Genomic DNA, 24805 nt, shown 5'->3' with positions numbered 1-24805 from the left:
TCTCAAACGAAGCCGGTATCTTTTTGAAAAGGCTGATTGGCGGACTTAAAGTTCGCCGTGCGCCTCGCGTGCACGGAGTTCGAGCATAATATCGGGGTATTTTCTGTCCAGACGATACAAGGAAATGACAATCAGCACGAGTATCCAAACAAAAATCGGTGCGAGAGCATAGATACCGATGATGGCGGTCAGCACCGACTGCGGCTGTTCGACTGATGCGCCTGTGGAGGCAATATAGCCGCAGACGCTCATGATGCCGGTAATAGCCGCCTGCGCTGCACCCATGCCGACCTTTGCGCCGACCGAGCCGCCGGAGAAGATGAAGCTCTCCTGCCGCAGATGGGTTTTCCACTGGCCGTATTCGACCACATCGCCGATCATGCCGAAGATAAACGCGCTCAGCGGTGCCTGACCGATGCCGCGCAGCACGGTGGTGAACATGCACCAGCGGAAGCTGTACGGGTTGAGCAGGAACAATCCCTGACCCACCAATACGATGATTGCGCCGAACAGGATGATACGGCTCTTGGTAAAGCGGCTGCGCAGCAGCGGACAAAGGAAGGTCACGCCGATGATGACCAAAGTCTCCACCAGATAAAGCGTTGAATACATCCACGAGTCGTTGTGATAAATGTACTTGCAGTAGTAGGGCAGGATGGTGCCGACGATGGTCTGCGTCGTGCCCTGAAAGGTCCACAGCAGCAGCACCGCCCAGAAATACCGGTTGCTGCCCAGCGCCTTGAGGTTTTTACCAAGCGACACGCTGCCCTGCGCTTCGCGTGCTGCGATATGTACGGTCTCCTTGCAGAATGTAAAACAAACGACCAGTAAAATTAGTGCCAGCACAGCCCACAGCGACATGCACTTGATCCATGCCGCCTGATCGTTGCCAAACAGCTTGACCAGCGGCAGGGTGAATGTCACCGCGATGATGCGACCGAAGGGCGACATGCCCATCCGGAAGACGCTCAGCATATCGCGCTCCCGCGAGTCGCGCGTCATCATGGCAGACAGCGAGCCGTAGGGCAGATTGATTGCCGTATAGCAGACGGTCGTGCAGAAGTTGTAGGTCACGAGCATGTACACGAACTGTACCAGCTCGGTTGAGCGCGGAATGGTAAACAGCAGCACCGCGCCGAGCGAATACGGCAGTGCCATCCATAAAATCCAAGGGCGCGACTGTCCCCATCTGGTATTGGTGCGCGAAACGATGTAGCCCATAACAACGTCGGAAAAGCCGTCGAAAATGCGTGAAATCAGCATGACCGAGCCGACCAGAATCGGTGAAACGCCCGCATAGTCCGTATAGAACATGACGAGCAGCGTGCTGATCATGCCGTAGACGATGTTGCAGGCCACGTCGCCGCTGCCGTAGGCCATGCGTGTGCCCAGGCCGATACGGCCGTTCAGTGGTGTCTTTGTTTGCTGGTTCAAAGATTTGTCCCTCACTCTCTTTTTTACAGGGTTTCGGCACCGCAATTACGCGGTATTGCCTTAAGCCTTTAAAAGGATAGCGCGTTTGTTTCAGAGATGAAATATGATATTTTGCCTTCTCATTGCTAAAATTTGCGCGATTTTGCAAGTTGATGTAGATATTGCATAGAATTCAGGAGATAGTTTTGTACATATACACTAACTTGGACGCATTTGGTGAAATGTTCACCAAATAGATTGACACTGACTTGTCAGAAGCATACAAAAACGCCCTGCAGCAGAAGACAGATTTTCACCCGTCTCAGGCTGCAGGGCGTCCGTATGGGAATGAGAAAGAGAATAGAAGTGAAATAAATATACCGACTGTGTGCTTAGAAACCGGCCTTGGCGAGGTTTTCGCGGCCGCGCTTTGCAATCGGCAGCGGGATATCAAAGGACTTGACCGGGAACAAATCCTGCTCTACAACGACCCAGCCGTCATAACCCTTTTCAACGAGCGCGTCGTGCAGCTTTGCAAAATCGATGCTGCCCTTGCCCGGCTCGACCATAATGTCCTCGGTCACGGCCTTGGCAAACGACCACTTGTTTTCGTCCATTTTGGCCTTGACCGCGAGGTCGCAGTCCTTGATATGGATATACGGAATTCGATCTGCATGCTTTTTGTAGAAAGCAATCGGCTCGCCGCCGCCGTAGACGTGGTGACCGGTGTCGAAGCAGAGCTGCACATCGGTGTCCGTAAGCAGACGCTCAATCTGCTCCTCGGTCTGCACATGGCAGTCCACGTGCGGGTGGAATGCGCCAATCAGACCGTGGGAAGCCACGCGGTCAGCCGCGCGCTGCACGTTCTTGCAGTAGGTGGCCCACTGCGCATCGGTCAGATTGGGATCCATGACGAATTCGCCCGTCTCCAAATCGGTGTACATAGCAGGCAGTAGCACAATGTACTTCGCCTGCGGAAAACGCATGATGACGGCCGCAATCTCGTCGATTGTTTGGCACATGTCGTCAATTGAAGCGTCGTTTAGAAAATCACCGCCGACAGTGCCGGCTACAAGCTCGAGCGAGCGAGCGTCCAGCGCCTGCTTCAGTTCGGGATAGGTGTTCGGAAAATACCCCCAGGGGCCAAGTTCTACACCGTCATAGCCTGCCTGGCGCATTTCGTCCATGCAGCGGCTCCACGGAGTCTGCTTTTCGTGATTGGGAAACCATACGCCCCAGGAATCGGGCGCAATACCGACCTGAATTGCCATTACTGTGTCCTCCCTTACTTGACTTCAACCCATGCGCGCTTCTTGGCAGAGTCCAAAACAGCGGCAACGGTGCGGTCAATTTTGTAGCCAAACTCAAAGTTGCAGGCATAGGGTTCGTTGTGGGTCAGCGCGGCGAACAGCTCGTGCACCTCGAGAATCTTCATGTCATTGTACGCGATGGAGATGCCGCCCGCCGGCTGGAAGGCAGAGTAGCCCTTCATCTTGGGGTTGAGCAGCACGGTGCGGAAACCGCGGTCGCACTCATCGTCGGACTGGAAGTAAACCTGTACTTCGCCCATCCGCTCAAGGTCGTAGCGAACCGAACCCTTTGTGCCCTGAATCTCATAGCACAGGTAGTTTTTGCGGCCGGTGGCAACGCGGGAAGCGGCAACCGTGCCGACTGCGCCGTTTGCGTACTCGGCCATGAAGGTGATGATGTCCTCATTCTCCACATCGGCCATTTCGGAAGAGCCTGCGGATTTGGGACGCTTGGGGAACACGGTGGTGGTCATCGCGTTGACTGCCGAAATATCGCCCATAATGAACTGGGAGATGGACAGCAGGTGGGAACCCAAATCGCCCAGTGCGCCGCAGCCGGCCAGCTTGTTGATGTGGCGCCAGGTAATCGGCAGCGATTCGTCAAGCAGCTGATCCTGATCGTATGTACCAGTGAAGCGCATGATTTTTCCAAGCTTGCCCGACTGCACCAGCTCGCGAACATAGGCGTTTGCGGGGTTCATCGTATTATTGTAGCCGACATAGTTAATAACGCCCTTCTTCGCTGCAAGCTCAGCCAGTTCCTTGGATTCCTCAGCCGAGATGGACAGCGGCTTTTCGCAGTACACATTCTTGCCGTTCTCAAGCGTGGCCTTAGCAACGACATAGTGGAATGCGTTCGGCGTTGCGATGTCAACAAGGTCAACGTTGGGGTCGGTTACAACGTCCTTCCAGTCGGTGCTCATGCGCTTGAAGCCAATCTTGTGCTGCGCGATTTTTGCGCTTTCCTCGTTTGCGTCGGCAACAATCTCAAAGGATGCGACACCGTAGTCCGGCCCGAACAGCATCTGTGCGTCTGCAAGTGCCGAAGAGTGTGCCTTGCCCATCCAGCCTGCGCCTACTAAACCAATTTTGATTTCTTTCATGATACCTTTCCTCCTAAGAATCTCTCGTTTTATGTCATATGAATTTACTCTCGTCAAACGAAGCGTTTTGTTTTAATTTCAGCGATTTTTCAGGGTTTCAAGGGGTTCGTTTGATGTTGTACCAAGTATAGCGCGCGCGATTTCTTTTGTCACTGCAACAAATTCTCATTTTCTATACATAAATAACTGTAAAGAGAAAGTGCAAAAAGCTGCCGTCGGCACAGGGCCGACGGCAGCTGAAAACTATCTGTTTAACTCATTTTCATATACAAACATTTGAAACCGATGCTGCTGAATCTCGTGCAGGCGCTGATTCATCCGTCGGAAGCCCTGATGCTCATAAAAGCCGAAGTTGCAGGTTTCATCCGTATACACGTAAATGTTTTGGCAGTGATTCGCCTGACATTCCTGCAAAAACTGCTGATACAGCTGCGCTCCGACATGCTGTCCCCGCACTGAAGCATCGGTAACGAAGAACACCAGTTCGCCGTCATATTCTTTGCCGATTTCCGTCAGCATTTCTTCATCCAGATGCTCGAAGGTCTCAAACATCTTCAAAATAAACTGTCCCTCAGCGTGCTGCTGCATTTCCTCATAATACTGTTCCAGTTTTGCGCGATAGGCTGAAGCTGCCGCATCCTGTTTGCCCTCTACGTAACCCATGATGATGCCCACCGGCCGCCCTTCCGCAACGGCAACGCGATGAAAGGTTTGTCTTGCAAGGCAGCCGTAGAGATATATTTTTCCCATCAGCAGCGCGACCTCCGGATTGGGGCTCAGGCGGTCGTAGTGCCAGGTGTCTCGAATGGTTTGTGCAAGATGCAGCTCATCTTCTGGTTGAAAGGTACGAAATTCCATGATAGGTTCCTCCATAAAACTTGTTTTTCCCGGGTTCATGGAGTAGTATAAAGGATACAGTAACTGTAGAGTCAATAGGGGGGTTGCAAAAAATGAAAACACAACTGTTTACCATTCAACAGTACGCAGAACTGCACGAAATCGGCAAAAGAACGCTGCATTTCTATGACCAGATCGGCCTGTTTTCACCAGCGGTCAAAAAGGAAAACGGATATCGCTATTACTCCCTCGCGCAGGGCGCAGTGCTCGAAATGATTCTGACACTGCGGGAACTGGATATGCCGTTGGATGTAATTAAGCGTTATATGCAAAAGCGGAACCCGGAGGACTTTGACACGCTTCTGGTGCAGAAACAGCGGGAAATTCAAGAAAAGATAGCGCAGCTGAAAGAAATCAAAACGCTGCTCAACATCAAGCGCGAGCAGCTGAACGATTTAAAGAGCGACCTTGCCGCGATTGAGGTCGTGCCCTGTAAGGCAAAGCGCTACGCCGTTACGCCGGTTGCCGATGCGGACAGCTATGTGGATGCGATGATTCAGCACGGAAAATCTTTGCCGCACCATCTTTTTAATATGGAGCTTGGCACCATGAATCACAGCGATCACCTGTTTGATGGACTTTACAACCATACTGACGCTATCTTTTCCAACATGGGTGCGCGGAGGGGCAACCACGAGCGGGCGGCGGGAAACTATGTCCGCGCTTTTCATCAGGGCGATTTCAACGATTTAAGCGCGACCTACCGGCGCATTTTAGATTATTGCCGACAAAATGCGCTCCGTCCGGAGGGCTATGCCTATGAAGTGGGCGTCAACGACCTGTGCGTGATGGAGATGGACGAGTATGTCACGATGATTGAGGTGCGGGTCCGCGATTGCTGATTGACAACCAAAATGTGGCGGGCTATACTGAATGCAAGTGACAATATGCGCATAGGCATGAAAGATGAGATGACAAAGAAATCATCGGATAAAAAAGGAGGCGGAAAACCAATGAAGTTAACTTTCGGCATGATAGGCGGCGGCAACGGCGCTTTTATTGGAGATGTGCACCGCAGAGGGGCGACGATGGATAATCTGGCCGTGCTGACGGCCGGCTGCTTTACCCGCAGCATGGAAAAGAATCTGAAGACTGCCGAGGAGTGGGGCGTTGCGGATTCCTCGCGCGTATACGCCACTTGGCAGGAGATGGCCGAGTGCGAAAGCGCAAGAGAGGACGGCATTGATTTCGTATCAATCGTGACACCGACCGATACCCACTATGAAATTGCCAAGTGTTTTCTGTCCCACGGCATCCATGTGGTATGCGACAAGCCGATTTGCACCAGTGCTGCCGAGGGTGAGGAGCTTGCGCGTATCGCCAAGGAAAAGGGACTGCTGTTCGGCGTTACCTATACTTATGCCAGCTATGCCGTAATCCGGCAGGCGCGCGAAATGATTGCACACGGCGAAATCGGTGAAATCATTAAGATTGAGGCGGAATACCCGCAGGATTGGGTCATCGTTTCGACCGTTGCGGAGTCAAGCGATCAGGCGCTTTGGCGGCTGGATCCCAAGCGTGCAGGCCCGTCCGCATGCGCAGCCGATATCGGCACGCATCTGGAAGCCCTCATCGCGCGGATGACAGGACTGAAGCTCGAAAAGGTGTTGGCGCGGCTGACGCATTACCACGGTTCGCCGCTTGACCATGACATGGAGGCCATGCTCCAGTATGAGGGCGGCATCCCGGGGCGGCTGTGGGCATCGCAGCTGGCCTGCGGTTCGGACTGCGCGGTCAAAATCCGTGTATTCGGGGAAAAAGGTTCGATTACCTGGCGGCATACCGCCCCGATGCAGTTTGAATTTGCGCCCATTGGCATGCCGGTGCAGACCATTGTGGCCAACCGTGCCTACAACTATGCTGCCTGCACCGAGCAGTGCCGCCTGCCGGCGGGACATCCCGAAGGCTTTTACGAAGCGTTCGGCAATGTCTACCGCGCGTTCTGCAAGCATCTGTCCGCACAGAAGTACGGTACGGATGCGGGCACCTTCTCCTATCCGACCATTGAAGACGGCATTGCCGGACTGCGCTTTGTAGACGCGTGTCTGGCCTCCGACAAAAACGGAAACGTGTGGACTGCGGTATAATAAAAAAGACACCCGAAAGGGTGTCTTTTTTTATTGCGCTTGAGCCTATTTTATCCTAAAATAGCCTTCAAATCTGCTTCGGGGGTGCTGATCGGAGCAATACCGAAGTGCTCGACGAGGAAATTAAGCACATTCGGGGAAACAAAGGCGGGCAGGGAAGGCCCGAGGCGAATGTTGCGGATGCCCAAGTACAGCAGGGTCAGCAGAATGCAGACGGCCTTTTGCTCATACCACGACAGAATCATCGACAGCGGAAGCTCGTTGATGCCGCAGCCAAACGCCTCTGCAAGTGCGGCAGCCACCTTGATGGCGCTGTATGCATCGTTGCACTGACCCATGTCCATCAGGCGAGGCAGGCCACCGATTGTGCCGAGATCAAGATCGTTAAAGCGGAATTTGCCGCAGGCCAGTGTCAGGATTACCGTGTCCGGCGGGGTCTGCTTTACAAAATCGGTGTAGTAATTGCGGCCGGGGCGTGCACCGTCACAGCCGCCAACGAGGAAGAAGTGGCGAATCGCGCCGGATTTGACCGCGTCCACGACCTGATCGGCAACGCCCAGCACCGTGCCGTGGCCAAAACCGGTCATAACGGTGTTGCCGCCGTTGATGCCGTAAAATGCGGTATCCTCGGCAAAGCCGCCAAGTGCAAGCGCCTTTTCAATGACAGGGGTGAAGTCCTTGTCATCGCCCACATGCACCATCTCAGGGTAGGAGACCATTTCAGTGGTGAACACACGGTCGGCATAGCTTTCCCGCACCGGCATCAGGCAGTTGGTAGTGAAAAGTATCGGCGCGGGCAGGTGGTCAAATTCCTTCTGCTGGTTTTGCCATGCCGTACCGAAATTCCCCTTGAGATGGGGATACTTCTTCAGCTCCGGATACGCATGCGCCGGCAGCATTTCGCCGTGGGTATAAATATTGATGCCCTTGTCTGCGGTCTGCTCAAGCAACAGCTTGAGGTCGTACAGATCGTGGCCGGTGATAACGATAAACGGACCCTTTTCGACCGTCAGCGACACGGAGGTGGGAACCGGTGTGCCGAACGCATCGGTGTTTGCATGGTCGAGCAGCTCCATGCAGGTCAGGTTGACCTTGCCGGTTTCCATCACGAGGGGCAGCAGCTGCTCCATGTTCAGATCCTCTGCGAGTGCGGACAGCGCCGTATAGAAGAACTTATTCACCTCTTCGCTCGTGCGTCCAATCACCATCGCGTGATAGGCATAGGCGGCAATGCCGCGAATACCGAACAAAATCAGCGATTTGAGAGAGCGAATGTCCTCTTCTTCGTTCCACAGGGTTGTTATGTCATACTGCCCAATGTATTCGGGCGCAAATTTTGCAGTCTCGGCGTTGACGCGGTCAATCAGCAGGCGCAGTGTTTCATCGTTAAAGCTGACATTAGTGACGGTAGTGAACAAGCCCTCCAAAATCAGTCGGTCGGTTTGTTCGGTTCTGCGGTCGCTGCCGCAGGCGCGGGACAAATTGACCAGTGCGGCGGTCAGCTCATCCTGCAGCTGTGCGGTGCTGGCGGATTTGCCGCATACACCGGCGGATCCGGTACAACCGGAGCAACCCGCAGTTTGCTCACACTGGAAGCAAAACATGTTGTGTTCCATTTCAAATTCTCCTTTTCTGTCTCATTCTTGATTGTTTAGGGGAAAAATGACCGTAAGGCTCATTTTAAAGCGCTCTTTCGCATAAACCGCGTGCGGCAGCTTTGCGGGCATAATCAGCGTTTGACCTGCCGCACATTCATAGACCGTGCCATCCACGGTGAACTGACCGATGCCTTCAAGCACGGTGACCATTGCGTCGCCGGTGGAGTCGTGGGTGCTGATTTCCTCACCCTTGTCGAAGGCGAAGAGCGTCACGCTGACCGCGCTGTTCTGTGCCAGTGTTTTGCTGACGATTTGGCCCGGCTGAATGGATACCAAATCAGCCAAAGCAACCGGATTCTGCGGCTCAATATTTTTGATATAGGGCATGAAAACTCACTCCTTTACTGCGCTTCGATTGCGCTGACGGGGCAGCCGGACTGGGCATCCAGTGCGCTTTCCAGCAGCGCGCCATCCACCTCGTCCTCGATGGCCTTGGCCAGACCCTCGTCGGTCATTTCAAAGACCTCGGGGCAGGCTCCGGCGCACAGGCCGCAGCCGATGCAGCCACTGTTGACAAAGAATTTCATAATAATACTCCTTTCAGTCGGCAATGCGTCGACGTTCACTTAATCCAGAATGCGGCCATCGGTTGAAATGGTAACGACCTGCCAGGGGATGAATTTGCCGCTGTTTTTGAGCGCGGTGACTGCTGCATGCTCAATGCCGCCGCAGCAGGGGACTTCCATGCGTACCACGGTCAGGCTTTTGATGTTGTTCTGACGGATGATTTCGGTCAGCTTTTCGCTGTAATCACCCTCGTCAAGCTTGGGGCAGCCGATTAGGGTGATTTTGCCGCGGATGAAATCCTCGTGAAAGCGGGCATAGGCATAGGCGGCGCAGTCGGCCGAAATGAGCAGGTGCGCACCGTCAAAATAGGATGCATTTACCGGCGCAAGCTTAATCTGTACCGGCCACTGGCGCAGCTGCGACGATGCAGCGGGTGCAGCGTAGGCAGCGGCGGGTTCTGCCGGTCGGTCAAACTGACGGGACTGACTGCCCGGGCAGCCACAGGCAAGCGGTGCGCCCTCGGCCTGCTGTTTCTTTTTTTGATTTTCCTTGACCGCCGCCTCGTCAAAAGCAGCAGCCTCGCGCTCAACAAAGGTGATGGCGCCGGTCGGACAGGTCGGCAGGCAGTTGCCCAGTCCGTCACAATAATCGTCGCGCAGCAGCTTTGCCTTGCCGTTGACCATGCCGATTGCGTCCTCGTGACAGGCTTTGGCACACAGGCCGCAGCCGTTACACTTGTCTTCATCAATATGAATAATCTTTCGAACCATCGTAATTCCTCCTGCAATCTGTTGCAAACCTTGACTTGTTGACCCAAGTATACTATGATAATTGCAACTCGTATGTTGTTATAACAACGTAAAGGAGAAAAAATGAATTACATTTTTTTGACAAAAACCATGCTGTTTCGCGGCTGTACGGCGGAGGAAGTGGAATCCATGCTGCAATGTCTCGGCGCAGAAAGCAAGACTTTTGTAAAGGGTGCGGTGATTTATCATGCGGGAGATGCGGTGACTGCCATGGGACTGGTGCTTTCCGGCAGTGTCAACATTGAAAACGATGATGTGTGGGGCAATAGAAGCATTTTGGGAAACGTATCCCCGGGGCAGGTTTTTGCCGAAACCTATGCCTGTGTGCCGGGCGAGCCAATGATGGTGAACGTCGTGGCGGCGGAGGCGGCAGAGGTGCTGTTTCTCCATACGTCCCGCCTGCTGCAGACCTGTCCGAGCGCCTGCGCGTTTCACAGCAAGCTGATTCGCAATCTGCTGACCGTTATGGCGCAGAAAAATCTCAATCTGTCGCGCCGCATTTTCCATACCTCGTCCAAGTCCATTCGGGGGAGGCTGTTGTCCTATCTGTCCTTTGAGGCAATGCAGCAGGGATCGTATGCCTTTACCGTTCCGTTTAACCGGCAGCAGTTGGCCGATTATTTGGGCGTTGACCGCAGTGCGCTGTCGAACGAACTGAGCAAAATGCAGCGTGAAGGGCTGCTGCACTATGAAAAGAATACATTTCAGCTGCGGGAGGACAGCGGTTCTCTCGGCTGAGCAAATGAAAAGGCGCTGTACCCGCAAGGATACAGCGCCTTTTTGGTTTAGGAAGCAGATGCTTTGTTGGCAAGCGCAATGCCTGAGCCGACCAGCAGAAGGGCGAGCAGGTTGCGAATAGTCCAGACCTGCTCCTGCAGAAACAGGGCGGCAAACAGTGCACCGAACATGGGAATGAGAAAGTTATACACAGCGACCTTGCCGACTGGGTATTTCTTGAGGAGCGAAGTCCAGACGGTGAAGGCAACCGCGGAAAGCACAATCATATAAAGCAGCAGCAGTGCACCCTGCAAGTTGACCGTCCGAATTGCACCGCCGCCGCCGTAGCCGAGCGCAAGAAGAAACCCGCCGCCGAAAATCAACTGCCACGCGGTCAGCACGATGGGATCGCGCCCGGGCGTCATGATGCGGGAAACCAGCGCGCCCATACCGGCGGACGCCGCCGAAAGCAGCACCAGTCCGTCACCCATGAGCGTGAAGCCGCCGATTGTGCCGCCGAATTGCAGCAGCACAACGCCCGAAAATCCCAGTATACAGCCAATGGCCTTGGTGCGGCTGAGTTTGTCGTCTTTCAGGAAAATATGGGCAAATAAAATGGCGAAAAAGGTCTGCGTGCCCGAAAGCAGTGCACCGTTTGTGCCTGTCGTGTGGGAAAGACCGATGTAGTAGCACACGTACTGAATCATGCTCTGAAACAGGCTGATGGAAAGAATCGCGCCGATATTATCTCTGCGGGGCAGCAGAGGACGGCGTCCAAGCACGGCGGCCACCAGCAGCGTCAGCAGCCCCGCGCAGGTAAAGCGCCAGCCGGCGAACACAAGCTGGGAAAATGAGTCGCCCGGCGCGATTTCAAACAGCGAATAGCCGAGCTTGATGCAGGGTGCGGCACTGCCCCAGAGTGCGGTGCACAAAACGGCCGGAAGAATCAGGCCAAACCATTTACTTTTATTTGTCATGGGAGAATCCTCTCAATATTGTCGAATAGTACCATTATACCGAAGCCGCACACGAAAAGCAAACGGACAAATCTCATTCCAAATAAAAAACGCCCCAACGGGGCGCTTTTTGATGCTATAATCCGTGCAAATCATCGGGAACGTCAAAGTCAGCCAGTTCTGCGGGGGCTTCGGCCTGCACGATGGTGCAGTCGTTCATATGACGGCCAATGACCTTGCGCCCGCCCTCGTCGTCCGTCAGCGCGAGCAGCTCGGGAATCAGGCGGCTGTGCAGCAAGGTCGGATTGCCGGGACGCTCGTGATAATAGACGGATGCGACCGCGGTGCCCGCAGCACACGTCTCAGCCATCAGCCGTTCGACCGTCTGGCGGGACAGAAACGGCTGATCGGCGACAGCAAACAGCAGGTAAAACGGCGGCTGCTCGTCCGCAAGTGCGTTAACGCCTGCGCGGATGGTGTAGGACAACCCCTTTTCGCTATCCGGACTGAACACGCATCGCACGCCGCATGCTTCGGCCGCTTGTGCGATTTGGTCGAAGCGTGTGACGACGGTCAGCGTGCAGTCGTTTCGTGCAGCGGCAACTTCCGCGAGCGCGTCTAATCCATGACGGAACAGCGGCTTGCCGCCGACCTCGTGCAGCAGCTTGTTTTCGCCAAAGCGGCGGCTGCTGCCCGCCGCGAGATACAGCATGTGGATGAGCATGCTCAGTTCTCCTCGGGCATGCTCATCAGGATGTGCTCCGCTGTGATGGGCAGCTCACGGTGCCACACGCCGGTTGCGTTGTAAATCGCGTGCGCAAGCGCGGGGGAGGGGGTGTTGATGACGATTTCACCGATGGATTTCGCGCCAAACGGGCCGCTTTGCTCATAGCTGGACTCAAATTCGACGCGCAGCGTGCCCATATCCAAACGGGTGGGCAGCTTGTACTGCATGAAGGTATCCTCCGCAATGCGGCCCTTTTCGTCATAAGTGACGTTTTCATACAGCGCCATGCCGATGCCCTGCACCAGACCGCCCTCGGTCTGCACGCGGGCGAGGTTGGGGTTAATTGGCGTGCCGCAGTCGACCACGGCAACATAGTCAATCAGCTCTACCGAGCCGGTTTCGCGGTCAAGCTCGATTTCCGCCATGCCGACCATGAAGGGCGGGGGCGAGATGGGCGAGGTGTGTGACGCAGTCGCCATCGCGGCCGTGGGATTGCCGCACATCGTTTTGGTGGCGACATCGGCAAGCGAAACGGAAGCGCTGCCGTCCGCCCGTCGGATTTCGCGGCCTTCAAAGACGGTTTCGTCCACGGCGCAGTCCATCATGCCGGCGGCAACCGTGCACAGCTTTTCCTTCAGCTCAGTGCACGCTTTTTCGACCGCCTTGCCGGTGACATAGGTGGTGGATGAGGCGTAAGAGCCCGAATCATAGGGCGAAGCGTCCGAATCCGCGCCGAAAACAATCACATCGTCAACCGAGCAGTCCAGACACTCGGCCGCCATCTGCGCCAGAATGGTATCGCAGCCCGTGCCCATGTCAGCCGCACCGATGATGAGGGAATAGAAACCGTCGTCGTTGATCTTGATCGTCGCAGAGCCAACGTCGACGCACGAGATGCCCGAGCCCTGCATCGCCATCGCCACACCTGCGGCGCGGACGCGGCCGTTGCTCATCTCGCGGGGTTTCGCACGTTCGTCCCAGTGGAACATTTCCTTGGCACGTGCCATGCAGCGGTCGAGCGCGCAGGCGTAGGCGGTTTCACCATAGTAGGCGGGCATGGCCTGTCCCTCGCGCACCATGTTTTTCTCGCGCAGAGCGACAGGGTCGATATTCAGCCGCGCAGCAAGCTCGTTGACCGCAGACTCTACGGCAAAGATGCCCTGCGTTGCGCCGTAGCCGCGGTAAGCGCCTGCCGCCTGCACATTGGTATAGACCACGTCATAGGCAAAGCGGTAGGCTTCGAGGTTGTTGTTGTACAGCGGAATGGACTTGTGGCCGGACAGGCCGACGGTTGTCGGGCCGTGCTCACCAAACGCGCCGGTGTTGGACAGAGTGTACACGTCGATGGCGCGGATGGTGCCGTCCCGCATCGCGCCGACGCGGACGGAAACCTCCATCTCGTGGCGCGGCGAGCCTGCAATCTGCGTTTCCTGACGGGTGTAAAGCATCTTGGCGGGCTTGCCCGTTTTCCATGTGACAAGCGCGGGATACACCTCGGCCACGACCGACTGCTTTGCACCGAAGCCGCCGCCGATGCGCGGTTTTTCGACGTGAATCTTGGATTTCGGGATATCGAGTGCGTGCGCAAGAATGCGGCGCGCATGGAACACAATCTGTGTCGAGCTGACTACGTGCAGACGGCCGAACGCATCAATTTCGGTAAAGGTGCGGAAGGTCTCCATCATGGCCTGCTGGTTGGCGCGGGTGTGATAGGTGTGCTCGACGATCTCGTCGCACTGCGCGAACACCGCGTCCACGTCGCCGTCGCCCGAAGAATCACTGGCGCACAGGTTGCGTTTATTGTCCGCACCGACTGGGCAGAGCGAGCGCCAATTGTCCTCCGGATGCACGAGCACGGCGTTATCCTTGGCGGTGTGCATGTCAAGCACCGGCTCAAGTACCTCGTATTTGACTTTAATGAGCTTGAGCGCGCGATCCACGGCCTTTTCACTCTCGCCTGCGACTACGGCAACCGCGTCTCCGACAAAGCGCACGCGGCGGTCGAGAATCAGGCGGTCATAGGGCGAAGGCTCGGGATAGGTCTGCCCGGCCATGGTAAAGCGCTTGTCCGGCACGTCCCGATAGGTGAAAATCGCTTCAATGCCGGGCACCTTCAGGGCAATTTCGGTGCTGATTTCTTCAATCAGCGCATGTGCGTGCGGCGAGCGAAGCACCTTGACGACCAGACAGTCGCGCGGCGTCACGTCATCGACAAAGGCGGGTTTGCCAAGCAGCAGACGCATCGCGTCCTTTTTGCGCACGGGCTGGCCGACCGTTTTAAACTGATGTTCATTCATTCGGCGCACCGTCCCTTCTGTGCACGCCAGGCAACAAAGGCCCGCACGCCGCGTAGCTGTCCCTCGTAACCCGAGCAGCGGCACAGGTTGCCCGCAAGATAGGCGCGGATTTCGTCGTCACTCGGCGTGGGGTTTTCGCGCAGTAGCGCAATGGTGTTCATCATAAAGCCTGGGTTGCAGAAGCCGCACTGCTCTGCGCCCTGATCGGCGATAAATGCGGCAAGCTCCTCAGCCTCCGCGCCCATGCCCTCCAGCGTCGTGATTTCGTGTCCCGCCGCGCGCGCGGCGAGCATGCTGCATGAGAGCACAGGCTTGCCGTCCATCAGCACGGTGCATAGGCCGCAGTTTGCCGTTTCGCAGCCGCGTTTGACGCTTGCACAGCCGTGTGCACGGACAAAATCGAGCAGCAACAGGTCAGCCGCGATCTCCTCGGAGACGGGCTTTCCGTTTAAGGTTAATTTGATTTGCATGGCTCGTTCTCCTTTCCGAGGGTGAGCAGTGCGCGGCGCACCAAGGTTTTGGTCAGCCGGCGGCGATAGTCCGCGCCCGCGCGTAGGTTGGAGCCGACGGAAACACGGACGGCGATGTCGTCTGCAAAGGCGCGTGCGTTGTCTTCGTTCACGCCGCCGGAAAGCAGACCGCTTTCATCTTCAAAGACGACCGCGCGCATCGGACGCGCACCGATGACACAGCGATACACCCCGTCGATCTCGCTGACCGCGCAGGTGAGCACGGGAAAATCGGTCTTGGTGTTGCGCTGCGACTGATACGCGACGTGGATGTTCCGCTTTCTGACGATGACTCGCACCAGAATGTCGCGCAAAACAGGCATTTCCGCGAACTCACGCAGCGGCAGCACGCCGCCGTGATGCAGTTCCACATCAGCGTCAAGCGCGAGAAACAGCGTCAGCACATCGGAAAAGCCGAAGCGCCCGAACAGGCTGCCGCCCACGGTCGCGCAGTTGCGAAACTGCACGCCGACGATGGAGCGTACACTGTCCGCCAGCGCGTTCTGCGTCATTTGGTTCAGGCCCGCATGTGTTTCGAGCATGCGCAGCGTTGCCATCGCACCGATGCGAAACGAGTCCGCGGTTTCTTCTATCGTATCCAGGCCAAGGTCGCACAGGTCGATTGCCGTGCCGACCAGACGGCTTTGCATTTTGAGCCAGAGCATGCCGCCCAGCACAACAGTATTCTTTTTCTGGCAAAGCTCGTATGCTTCATCCAGGCTTTGCGGCCGGACATACTGATTGATTGTCAGCAAAATTTTTTCCTCCCGATTGGTACTATTCCTTTACTATATCACCGAATCCCCCAAAATACAAAAATCTTTTTGGAGAATAACGCTTTACGACAGGAAACGACCCCTGATGCGTGAATGGCACACAAAAGGGGTCGTATTCTCATCAATTATGCGGAAGCTTTTTCCTTCGGCAGAAGGATGTTCAGCAGGATGGCGACCAGAGCGGCGGGCACGATGCCCGAGCCGCCGAAAATCAGCTGCACGCTCTGCGGCAGACCGGACAGCACGGCGCTGTTTGCGCCCAGACCGTAGCCCAGGCCGAGCGCGACCGACACAATCGTCATATTGCGCGCACCCAGCGGCTCTTTGGTAATCAGCTGAATGCCGCTGATGGCAATCGAGGAGAACATAATGACAGCCGCACCGCCCAGCACGCTCTGCGGCATGATGGAAACCACCGCCGCGAGCTTGGGAAGCAGGCCGCAAAGCACAAGGAAAATCGCGCCGCACGCAAGGGCAAAGCGGTTGACGATTTTAGTCAGCGTGACTAGGCCGACGTTCTGGCTGAACGAGGTGTTGGGCAGCACGCCGAAGAGTGCCGCGAAGGACGAGCCGAGACCGTCGCAGATGACGCCGCCGGATAGCTCCTTGTCGGTCGCTTCGCGGTTCATGCCGCCTTCCATGACACCGGAAATATCGCCCACGGTCTCGACCGCGGTGACGATGAACATAATCAGCACAGGCACGATTGCACGTGCGTCAAATACGGGCTTTATGGGCATAAACTCGGGAATCGCAAACCATTTCGCCTGCGCGACCTTGTCCCAGTTGAGCACCCAAGCCTTGACGTACTCGGTGCCGTCTGCTGCGACTGCGGTGGTGGGCAGCACAAGCGCCAGCACGGCGCACAGGATATAGCCGAAAACAATGCCGATTAGGATGCAGGAATGGCTCGCCATGCCCTTGCAGCCGTGTTTAAGCGCCAGAATAACGATCAGTACCACCAGTGCAATCAGCAGGTTTTCGACCGAGCCATAGTCCTTGGCCGCCGTGCCGCCGCCAAACGAGCCAACACCCACGCCGATGAGCGAAAGGCCGATGGACAGCACGACCGTGCCGGTGACAACGGCGGGGAAAAACCGGCGCAGCGGTTTCAAAAAGAAGCCGAGCACGCCCTCAAACAGGCCGCCGATGATGGATGCGCCCATAATGGCCGCGTAGCCCAGAATACCGCCGCCCATCACGTCGGCAACGCTCTTGAACACGCCGATGAAGCCTGAACTTGTGCCCATGATAATCGGCACCTTGCCGCCGATTGGGCCGATGGCGAACAGCTGAATCAGCGTGACCAGACCTGCAATCAGCATTGCGTTTTGCAGAAGCGAGACTTGCAGCGCCGCAAACTGCTCCGCGTCGCTCATCGCAGCGCAGGTGCTGGTGATGATGAGAATCGGCGTCAGGTTGCCGACGAACATCGCTAGTACGTGCTGCAAGCCGAGCGGAATTGCCTGCCGCAGCGGCAGCTTACCCTCAAAGTCGTAGGGCGTGGTGTTTAATTGTGATTTCTTCAATTAGATTCTCCTTTTACCCCAATGATTGTGTGAAACGGTTTTTTATAAGTCGGAAAAGTGCTCCTCAAAAGAAAGCGCGGCTTGCCGTTCGACCGCGGCGAGCATGCGCTCATACCGCGAAAGCAAATCAAGACACGCCGGCGTGAGCGACGAGCCGCCGCCGCCCGCGCCGCCCGCGTGCTTTTCGGTCATGGCAAAACCCCATTCTGCCTCGAGCGCACGCAGCATTTTCCACGCCTTGGAATACGCCATACCCATTTGCTCGGCAGACCGCTGCAGCGAGCCGGTGCGCTCAATCCCCCGCAGCAGGCGCATCGGGCCGGGTCCGAACCCTTTTTCGTCCCGAAACAGGCGCAGCGTCACGTGATAGTGAAGCTCGGACATGGCTCAGCGGAACTCGATGGTCTGCGTTTCGTCGTCCATGCTTTCAATAATGGCCAGCGATTCTACGCGCAGGCCGCGGTCGCGCAGCATGCTGCCGCCGGTCTGAAAGCCTTTTTCAATCACGATGCCGATGCCCGCAACCGATGCGTGCGCCGCTTCGACGATTTGGCACAGACCCAGTGCCGCGCAGCCGTTCGCAAGAAAATCATCAATGATTAGGACGCTTTCCTCCGGACGGAGAAATCGGCTGGCAACAATCACATCATACTTGCGCTTGTGGGTGAAGGATTCGACCGGCGCGCTGAGCATGGTGCCGTCTAGATTGATGCTCTGCGACTTTTTGGCAAATACCACCGGCACATCGAAATACTGCGCCACAATCGCCGCGATGCCGATGCCGGATGCCTCGATGGTCAGAATCTTATCAATTTTGACATCGGCAAAACGGCGGGCAAATTCCTTGCCGATTTCATTGAATAAGGCAATATCCATCTGATGGTTGAGAAAACTGTCCACTTTCAGGACATTTCCCGGTTTAATTACGCCGTCGGTACGGATGCGCTCTTTTAAAAGTTCCATAGTTACCACTCTTCCTGCTCATAAATCATTTTCAAAAATCATATCATTATTTCGCGTTTTTTTCAACAGAAAACGACACCAGAGCCGCAAGTTCAGGAAAAATCGCGTCACGGCAGAGCGAGTCGAGGTCAAACACACGGCAGTCTGCGCGGGCGCGGATGCGGTCAATGAAGTCAATCGGCTCTTTTTTCAGCACGGCAAGCACGGTTTTATCGCTGTCCAGCACCGTTTCGACTGAGCGGAGAAACGGCGTGCATCGCCTTTCAAACCGTCCGAGCTCATCCAGTATCAGCAGTGGGGACGAGCCGGTGCGTGCTTCGTTCAAACAGCGCACGCCGAGATCGAGAAAGGTTGCCTCAACCGGTCGGAAGGCTTGTCCGTCCCATGTAGAAATGGGAGCGGTCTCGCCGGTGGTTAAATCGGTCAGATTGTAGGTGTTGCCGCAGTCGTAGTGTTCCTGCGGCAGGGTGCGAAATCCCGCGCAGGGCAGATGGATTGCCTGCTCGATACGGCGGACGAGCGTCGATTTTCCCGCGCCGCGTGCGCCGGTAATGAGAAAATTCGTGATCATGTCAAAAATCCTTTCACATGCGTCTGGGTTCAGTATACCCAACAGAAGGGCGGCTCGCAACCAAAAATCAATCCGAAACCGCTTTGCGGGCAGAAAAAAGACTCCGCCGGTCAGACGGAGCCCTTTCGGAGCGCTTTTAAGGTTTCGCTCATGCTTTCCTGATGGAGTTCGGCCGCGCGGAAGCCGAGCAAATGAAAATTCAAATTAAACAGCGAGCCAAGACCGACCGCAGAGACCAGCGTGCCCACGCCGACCTGACCGCCGAGCCAAAACCCGATTACAATAACAAAAACCTCGACGAAAGCGCGGCAAAGGCCGACCGAACGGTGGGTCTTGCGTGCCAGTGCGACCATCAGCGCGTCTCGCGGGCCTGCGCCGAGGGCGGCACGCAAATACAGCCACGTGCCAATCACAAGCAGCTCCAGACCGCCGCAAAGCATCAGCAGGCCGGACGGAAGACTGTTCATCTGCGGAATCCAGCCGAGCCAAAGCAAGCCGTCGATAAACACGGCGCAAAAGACAATGTTGATGATTGTGCCGAAGCCGAAGCGTTCCCCGCACAGCGCCGCCGCCAGAATGGCAGCACCGCCCACGATGACCGAGGCCGTGCCGTACGAGATGCCGAGCGTCTGCGACATGCCCTGCTGCAGCACGCTCCACGGCTCAAGCCCGATGTTTGCCTGGAGCATCATCACAATTCCGACCGCGCTGACCAGCATGCCCAGCGTCAGCCGGAGCAGACGGCGAAGGTACTGCATACTATTCCTCCGCAGCGAACTGCCGAACGCACGCCGCAACCGTGTCACAGTCCGCTCGCGATACATCGCGATGGGTGACCATACGGTATTCACCGTCCATCAGGCCGGTGACCTGTATGCCGTGCGCGTGCATCCACGCGGGATAGCGTGCGGCCTTTTCGGTATCCCAGTCGGCGGAAAAGAAGACCATATCAATCTGGATGCGGTTGGTAAAGACGTGCACACCGTCAATTTCCGCAAGCCGTGCGCCGAGATACCGGGCATTTTCGTGATCCTCCGCCACGCGTTCGGTCATTTCGGTCAGCGCAAGCTTGCCCGCCGCCGCGAGAAAGCCTGCCTGCCGCATGCCGCCGCCGAGCAGCTTTCGGATTTTCTTCGCGCGCCGAATCACATCCTTCGGCCCCGCCAGAATCGAGCCGACCGGCGCGCACAGCCCCTTGGACAGGCAGCACATCACCGTGTCGCCATAGCAGGTCATTTCGCGGATGTCGCGCACGCCCAGAGTGGCCGCTGCGTTGTACAGCCGCGCGCCGTCAAGATGAACAGGCACGCCTTTTTCATGCGCCGCTTCGTAGACCGCCCGCATGTTGTCGAGCGGCACGACCGCGCCTGACGAGTGCGCGTTTTCCAGTACGACAAGTCCGGTGCGGGCAACCTGCAAATCTGCGTCATCGGTAATGCAGGCGCACACCGATTCCGGGTTCATCACGCCGTTTTCACTCTGGGGAAAACGCAGCGAAACCCCCGCAAGCTGTGCATAGGAACCGGCCTCGTGGTCGGCAATGTGGGAATGGGGGTCAATCACGATGCATTCGCCGCGCCTTGTCCACGCCATGACCGCGCAGGCGTTGCCTTGCGTGCCCGAGGTGACGAACAGCGCGTCCTCCTTGCCGAACAGCTTGGCGGCAAACACCTCCAGTTCGCGCACGGTGGGGTCATCGTCAAACACGTCGTCGCCCACGACCGCGTGATACATCGCGTCGCGCATCGCCTGCGTCGGCTGCGTGACGGTATCGCTTCTCAAATCTATATAGCGCATAGCCCTATTCTCCTTTTGATACTATTTATGTAAATTGAGGTGGAGGGGCAGCATCCTCCTTAGAGAGTAAGATAGAGCTCCCCCCACCGTCCGCACGGCGCAAAACCGATGCGGCGGTATAGTTCGGCCACTTCATCGTATCCTGAGATCAGACGGGGCGTTTTGCCCTTTTCCATGATGCGCCGCACGAGAAAACGGCTCATTTCGGTGCCGAGTCCCCGTCTGCGGTATGCGGGGAGGACGGCTACCGCGCCAAGAACGCCGCACGTGTCGTCCTCTGAGGTGATGCAGCCCGTGGCAACGACCTGACCGTCGCACCGCAGCTGATACAGTTCTGCCAGTCCCTTGTTCACCCGCTGCCCCAGATCGGTCGACCAGTGCTCAAACTCCAGATGCGTGCGGTAATAGTCGTGGCTCTGCTGCAACACGGAAAACACCTCACGCAGCTCGCCCGGCTCGACAGTGGGAAAATCGTCTGTAATCTGCGGGCCGCGGTATACCATATAATACGAGCTTTCCGTCGTGCCGCCGAGCAGGTTTTGCAGCGCCTGACACTGCGCCCAGTTAGTGTCCACCTCACGCACGCCCTCGTTTTTCACCAGTTCGGCGATGGGGGCGGGCTCCGCACGATCGTCGGACGAGATGACGAGTACCCCATTCTCCAGATACAGGGCGGCTGCGGTCTCATTTCCCTTGCGGCATAAGTAGAATTTCGCGCGCGGGTCGCCCAGTCCATAGGCGCGCAGCGCGGTCAGCGCTTTGGAGCCAAACACACGTTCATGCGCGCAAGCGGCGGTAAAGGCGGGAATTTCGGATACGGTAAGCGGAATCAGCATGTAAAATAAACCTCCTGCGCATATTGCGCGTATTACAGATAGAAAAGGAACGCGGAGCGTTCCTTTTCATAGGTGTGGGCTGAGGGTCAGCCTTGTTCGTCTTTTTTAACCTGGGATAAATAGCGGTAAACGCTTGCTTGCGAGCATTGCAGCGCATCGGCCACGTCCTTAACAGCGCCCTTGAGCAGAAAGATACCGCCCGCTTCGAGCTGCTCGATAATCTGCACGCGCTCCTCCGGCGTGAGTCGGTCGGCTGTTACGCCGAGAATGGACAGCGCACGGTTGACTGCGTCGCTCGCGACCGCGTCGATGGAGTTATGAAAGCTTTCAGCAGGGGAGAGCGTGGGCGGGGTTTCACGCACTTGATCGTCAATCAGCTGGAAATTGGTCTCCACAAAGCTGTCAGGGTGGCACAGGCGCAGAATCTCCTCGCCGACCGCCTGATAGCGGCTGTCATCAAAGTTGATGCACAGCATACCGATTAACTGGCCGCCGTGTTTAATGAACAGCGTGGAAGAGCGCAAAGTTTTGCCCTCGGCCGATACGCCGCGGTAGTGCAGGCGGTAGTCGGACTCTTCATAGCTTTTGTCCATCAGAATTTTGAGGGCGACGTTGGTCAGCGGTGCGCCAACCTGACGGCCGCTGACATGACTGTTGGCAATCGCAATAATTGAGCGGTTTTTATCGGTCAAATCGTGCAGCGCGACCTCGTAATCGGGGCCGAGTGCGTGGCCGAGGAACTCGGTCAGTTTAATATAGTGGGACAACAGTGGATTGGTCAATGCACTCACCTCGTCTTTATTAGCACAGTAAATGGTCATTTGGCAGATGGTTTTACTATATAAATAGTATACCGTATTTACTATCCTTTTGTCAAAAAAGATAAGAATAAATTATTACAATTAAAATAAAGTATTATCGTTCAAAATGGCGGATGACATAGATATAATACATAAAAGCAGAAAACAAAACACAGCATTTGCACAAAATGCACAAATTACCCTTGACAGAAGTTTTTAATGGTGATAAATTTATCTCACAGAGAAAAGGAGGAGGACAGGATGAAACAAATCATCAGCACGGATCTCGCCCCGGCGGCGATTGGGCCGTATGCGCAGGCAGTTGCCGCAGACGGACTGGTATTTACCTCGGGTCAGCTGCCGATCAATCCCGCAACCGGTACATTCCCGGAGGGGATTGCAGCGCAGACCGAGCAGTCGCTGAGCAATGTCAAGGCGATTTTGGCCGAGGCTGGTGTGGGCATGGACCGCATCGTCAAAACCACAGTCTTTCTAAGCGATATGAACAATTTCGCAGCAATGAACGAGGTGTACGCAACCTTCTTTGGAGAAGGCAGCTATCCGGCTCGTTCGGCGGTCGAGGTCGCGCGCCTGCCCAAGGATGCGCTGGTCGAGATCGAGGTCATTGCGCAGAAGTAAAACACTTCCGCGCAGCAAGAGCAAATCCATCACAAGGTGCTGTCCGCTAGTTGCAGCCGAAATTGGGAAATCGGCTGTGATGACCGGGGTACCTCCAAAAAGAGAAGGCTTTCAAGCCACATAATGGAGGTAAATTATTATGTCTGAAAAGTACCCGCTGAACGTTCCCGCACCGCGCCATTTTTCTTATGTTGTCAAGAACGTGCCGAACGTTACGCTCGAGCAGCGTGAGCGCGCGCTGAAGGCCACCCATTACAACGAATTCGCATTCCCGGCCGGCATGCTGACCGTGGATATGCTGTCTGACTCCGGTACGACCGCGATGACGGATCGTCAGTGGTCGGCAATGTTCCTGGGTGACGAAGCCTACGGCCGCAATACCGGTTATTACGTGCTGCTTGATACATTCCGCGATATCTTTGAGCGCGGCGCACAGAAAAACTGGAAAAAGTCGATCGATCTGGTTCGCACCGACTGCACCGATATCGACAAGATGATGGATGAGCTCTACCTTTGCGAATACGAAGGCGGTCTGTTTAACGGCGGCGCGGCGCAGATGGAGCGCCCGAACACCTTTATTATCCAGCAGGGCCGTGCGGCAGAGTCCGTACTGATGGAGATTGTCAAGAAGATTCTGGCAACCCGTCACCCCGGCAAGGTGTTTACCATCCCGTCTAACGGCCATTTCGACACCACCGAGGGCAACATCAAGCAGATGGGTTCGGTTCCGCGTAACCTTTATAATAAGAAGCTGCTTTATGAAGTACCGGAAGGCGGCAAGTATGCGGTCAATCCCTTCAAGGGCAACATGGACCTTGAGAAGCTGCAGCAGCTGATTGACGCGGTCGGCCCGGAGAATATCCCGCTGATTTTCACCTGCATTACGAACAACCCGGTCTGCGGCCAGGCCGTTTCGATGGCAAACCTGCGCGCGACCAGTGAAATTGCACATAAGTACGATATTCCGTACATTCTTGATACCGCTCGCTGGGCGGAAAACGCTTACTACATCAAGACCAATGAAGAAGGCTATGCCGATAAGGACATCAGCGAAATCGCAACCGAGATGTTCTCCTACTGCGACGGCTTCACCATGTCCGCAAAGAAGGACGGTCACTCCAACATGGGCGGCATGCTCGCATTCCGCGACAAGGGCCTGTTCTGGAAGAAGTTCTCCGACTTTAATGAGGACGGCAGCATCAAGACCGACGTTGGCGTGCTGCTCAAGGTCAAGCAGATTTCCTGCTACGGCAACGATTCCTACGGCGGCATGTCCGGCCGTGACATCATGGCACTGGCTTGCGGCATGTATGAGAGCTGCAACTTCAACTACCTCGACGAGCGCGTGAAGCAGTGCGATTATTTGGCGGAAGGCTTCTATAACGCCGGCGTTAAGGGCGTTGTGCTTCCGGCAGGCGGCCATGCGGTTTACATCAACATGGATGAATTCTTTGACGGCAAGCGCGGTCATGAGAAGTTCGCGGGTCAAGGCTTCAGCATTGAGCTGATTCGCCGTTACGGCATCCGCACCTCCGAGTTGGGCGACTACTCGATGGAGTATGACCTGAAGACCCCTGAGCAGCAGGCTGAGGTGGCAAACGTGGTTCGTTTCGCAATCAACCGCAGCCAGCTGAGCCGGGAGCATCTGGATTACGTCATCGCCGCTGTTAAGGCGCTGTACGAGGATCGTGAGAACATCCCCAACATTCGCATCACTTGGGGTCACAACCTGCCGATGCGTCACTTCCATGCCTTCCTTGAGCCGTACCCGAATCAGGACTAAGTGCAGAGAAAGACAATCTTGCGTAACCCGCGCCGCGTAGAAAGAGCGCAGGAAAGATAGGTAAGACAAGTGCCCGCGGAAAAGTGAAAAGTTCCGCGGGCACTTCTTTTTCAAGGCAGAT

At 56.0% G+C, this 24805-nt stretch carries 26 protein-coding genes; 5 read left to right on the top strand and 21 right to left on the bottom strand.

Annotated elements, in window-relative coordinates; genetic code table 11:
* Positions 1-45 precede the first annotated feature (45 nt).
* From QOX26_RS02460 to QOX26_RS02445, 4 genes are all read right to left on the bottom strand, one after another.
* Positions 46-1434, bottom strand: coding sequence for an MFS transporter (locus QOX26_RS02460; RefSeq protein WP_442870197.1), 1389 nt, complete (start codon positions 1432-1434; stop codon positions 46-48).
* Positions 1435-1805: 371 nt separating this feature from the next.
* Entirely contained in the window at positions 1806-2684 is an 879-nt protein-coding gene (locus tag QOX26_RS02455) for a sugar phosphate isomerase/epimerase family protein (RefSeq protein WP_283673290.1), read from the bottom strand.
* Between the two features lie 14 nt (positions 2685-2698).
* The gene (locus QOX26_RS02450; protein ID WP_283673289.1) at positions 2699-3826 is read right to left on the bottom strand and encodes a Gfo/Idh/MocA family protein; all 1128 of its coding nucleotides are present in this window, start codon (positions 3824-3826) and stop codon (positions 2699-2701) included.
* Positions 3827-4069: 243 nt separating this feature from the next.
* Complete coding sequence (locus QOX26_RS02445; RefSeq protein WP_283673288.1) at positions 4070-4684, bottom strand: GNAT family N-acetyltransferase; 615 nt, start codon at positions 4682-4684, stop codon at positions 4070-4072.
* 92 nt (positions 4685-4776) lie between these two features.
* On the opposite strand from QOX26_RS02445, the gene QOX26_RS02440 reads away from it, so the two are divergent.
* Both QOX26_RS02440 and QOX26_RS02435 read left to right on the top strand, forming a co-directional pair.
* Positions 4777-5565 carry a MerR family transcriptional regulator gene (locus tag QOX26_RS02440; protein ID WP_283673287.1) on the top strand — a complete coding sequence of 263 codons (789 nt, stop codon included), beginning with the start codon at positions 4777-4779 and terminating at the stop codon, positions 5563-5565.
* Positions 5566-5676: 111 nt separating this feature from the next.
* The gene (locus QOX26_RS02435; RefSeq protein WP_283673286.1) at positions 5677-6810 is read left to right on the top strand and encodes a Gfo/Idh/MocA family protein; all 1134 of its coding nucleotides are present in this window, start codon (positions 5677-5679) and stop codon (positions 6808-6810) included.
* 50 nt (positions 6811-6860) lie between these two features.
* Here QOX26_RS02435 and hcp read toward each other — a convergent pair whose 3' ends face one another.
* From hcp to QOX26_RS02415, 4 genes are read right to left on the bottom strand one after another with little or no spacing between them, the layout of a single operon-like run.
* Entirely contained in the window at positions 6861-8426 is a 1566-nt protein-coding gene (gene hcp / locus QOX26_RS02430; RefSeq protein ID WP_283673285.1) for a hydroxylamine reductase, read from the bottom strand.
* A gap of 21 nt (positions 8427-8447) precedes the next feature.
* Positions 8448-8795 (bottom strand): cupin domain-containing protein, encoded by a 348-nt coding sequence (locus QOX26_RS02425; protein ID WP_283673284.1) that lies wholly within the window; start codon positions 8793-8795, stop codon positions 8448-8450.
* Positions 8796-8809: 14 nt separating this feature from the next.
* Positions 8810-8995: a ferredoxin gene (locus QOX26_RS02420; protein ID WP_283673283.1), complete on the bottom strand. Its 186-nt coding sequence runs from the start codon at positions 8993-8995 to the stop codon at positions 8810-8812.
* Positions 8996-9034: 39 nt separating this feature from the next.
* Positions 9035-9745 (bottom strand): 4Fe-4S binding protein, encoded by a 711-nt coding sequence (locus tag QOX26_RS02415; RefSeq protein ID WP_283673282.1) that lies wholly within the window; start codon positions 9743-9745, stop codon positions 9035-9037.
* Between the two features lie 102 nt (positions 9746-9847).
* On the opposite strand from QOX26_RS02415, the gene QOX26_RS02410 reads away from it, so the two are divergent.
* A complete protein-coding gene (locus QOX26_RS02410; RefSeq protein WP_283673281.1) occupies positions 9848-10522 on the top strand; it encodes a Crp/Fnr family transcriptional regulator in 675 nt (224 codons plus the stop codon).
* A 47-nt stretch (positions 10523-10569) separates the two neighbouring features.
* Here the strand turns inward: QOX26_RS02410 and QOX26_RS02405 are convergent, their stop codons facing one another.
* The 13 genes from QOX26_RS02405 to QOX26_RS02345 all read right to left on the bottom strand — a co-directional run bounded on the left by QOX26_RS02405 (position 10570) and on the right by QOX26_RS02345 (position 22244).
* Positions 10570-11478, bottom strand: a complete 909-nt coding sequence (locus QOX26_RS02405; RefSeq protein ID WP_283673280.1) for a DMT family transporter — start codon at positions 11476-11478, stop codon at positions 10570-10572.
* Positions 11479-11593: 115 nt separating this feature from the next.
* A complete protein-coding gene (locus QOX26_RS02400; RefSeq protein WP_283673279.1) occupies positions 11594-12181 on the bottom strand; it encodes a nucleotidyltransferase family protein in 588 nt (195 codons plus the stop codon).
* 2 nt (positions 12182-12183) lie between these two features.
* The gene (locus tag QOX26_RS02395; protein WP_283673278.1) at positions 12184-14481 is read right to left on the bottom strand and encodes a xanthine dehydrogenase family protein molybdopterin-binding subunit; all 2298 of its coding nucleotides are present in this window, start codon (positions 14479-14481) and stop codon (positions 12184-12186) included.
* Positions 14478-14951, bottom strand: a complete 474-nt coding sequence (locus QOX26_RS02390) for a (2Fe-2S)-binding protein (RefSeq protein ID WP_283673277.1) — start codon at positions 14949-14951, stop codon at positions 14478-14480. The genes QOX26_RS02395 and QOX26_RS02390 overlap by 4 nt, the downstream gene beginning before the upstream one ends.
* Positions 14936-15745, bottom strand: a complete 810-nt coding sequence (locus tag QOX26_RS02385) for an FAD binding domain-containing protein (protein WP_283673276.1) — start codon at positions 15743-15745, stop codon at positions 14936-14938. The genes QOX26_RS02390 and QOX26_RS02385 overlap by 16 nt, the downstream gene beginning before the upstream one ends.
* Before the next feature lie 146 nt (positions 15746-15891).
* Positions 15892-17295, bottom strand: coding sequence for a uracil-xanthine permease family protein (locus QOX26_RS02380; protein WP_283673275.1), 1404 nt, complete (start codon positions 17293-17295; stop codon positions 15892-15894).
* A 42-nt stretch (positions 17296-17337) separates the two neighbouring features.
* Positions 17338-17679 (bottom strand): winged helix-turn-helix domain-containing protein, encoded by a 342-nt coding sequence (locus tag QOX26_RS02375; protein WP_283673274.1) that lies wholly within the window; start codon positions 17677-17679, stop codon positions 17338-17340.
* A gap of 3 nt (positions 17680-17682) precedes the next feature.
* Positions 17683-18258, bottom strand: a complete 576-nt coding sequence (locus tag QOX26_RS02370; RefSeq protein ID WP_283673273.1) for a xanthine phosphoribosyltransferase — start codon at positions 18256-18258, stop codon at positions 17683-17685.
* Between the two features lie 46 nt (positions 18259-18304).
* Positions 18305-18829: a nucleoside-triphosphatase gene (locus QOX26_RS02365; protein ID WP_283673272.1), complete on the bottom strand. Its 525-nt coding sequence runs from the start codon at positions 18827-18829 to the stop codon at positions 18305-18307.
* Between the two features lie 110 nt (positions 18830-18939).
* Positions 18940-19587 carry a YczE/YyaS/YitT family protein gene (locus QOX26_RS02360; RefSeq protein ID WP_283673271.1) on the bottom strand — a complete coding sequence of 216 codons (648 nt, stop codon included), beginning with the start codon at positions 19585-19587 and terminating at the stop codon, positions 18940-18942.
* Between the two features lies 1 nt (position 19588).
* On the bottom strand, positions 19589-20626 hold the full coding sequence (locus QOX26_RS02355; protein WP_283673270.1) for a threonine aldolase family protein: 1038 nt from the start codon (positions 20624-20626) through the stop codon (positions 19589-19591).
* A 59-nt stretch (positions 20627-20685) separates the two neighbouring features.
* Positions 20686-21462 (bottom strand): GNAT family N-acetyltransferase, encoded by a 777-nt coding sequence (locus tag QOX26_RS02350; RefSeq protein WP_283673269.1) that lies wholly within the window; start codon positions 21460-21462, stop codon positions 20686-20688.
* 86 nt (positions 21463-21548) lie between these two features.
* On the bottom strand, positions 21549-22244 hold the full coding sequence (locus QOX26_RS02345) for a helix-turn-helix transcriptional regulator (protein ID WP_283673268.1): 696 nt from the start codon (positions 22242-22244) through the stop codon (positions 21549-21551).
* A 279-nt stretch (positions 22245-22523) separates the two neighbouring features.
* On the opposite strand from QOX26_RS02345, the gene QOX26_RS02340 reads away from it, so the two are divergent.
* Positions 22524-22901: a RidA family protein gene (locus QOX26_RS02340; RefSeq protein ID WP_283673267.1), complete on the top strand. Its 378-nt coding sequence runs from the start codon at positions 22524-22526 to the stop codon at positions 22899-22901.
* A 139-nt stretch (positions 22902-23040) separates the two neighbouring features.
* Positions 23041-24684, top strand: a complete 1644-nt coding sequence (locus QOX26_RS02335; protein ID WP_283673266.1) for a tryptophanase — start codon at positions 23041-23043, stop codon at positions 24682-24684.
* The last annotated feature ends 121 nt before the right edge of the window (positions 24685-24805 follow it).

It is taken from the genome of Butyricicoccus sp. Marseille-Q5471, assembly GCF_951230135.1.
GTDB lineage: Bacteria > Bacillota > Clostridia > Oscillospirales > Butyricicoccaceae > Agathobaculum.
The sequence above is the reverse complement of the archived record's forward strand: the minus strand, read 5'-3'. Positions and strand labels throughout refer to the sequence as shown.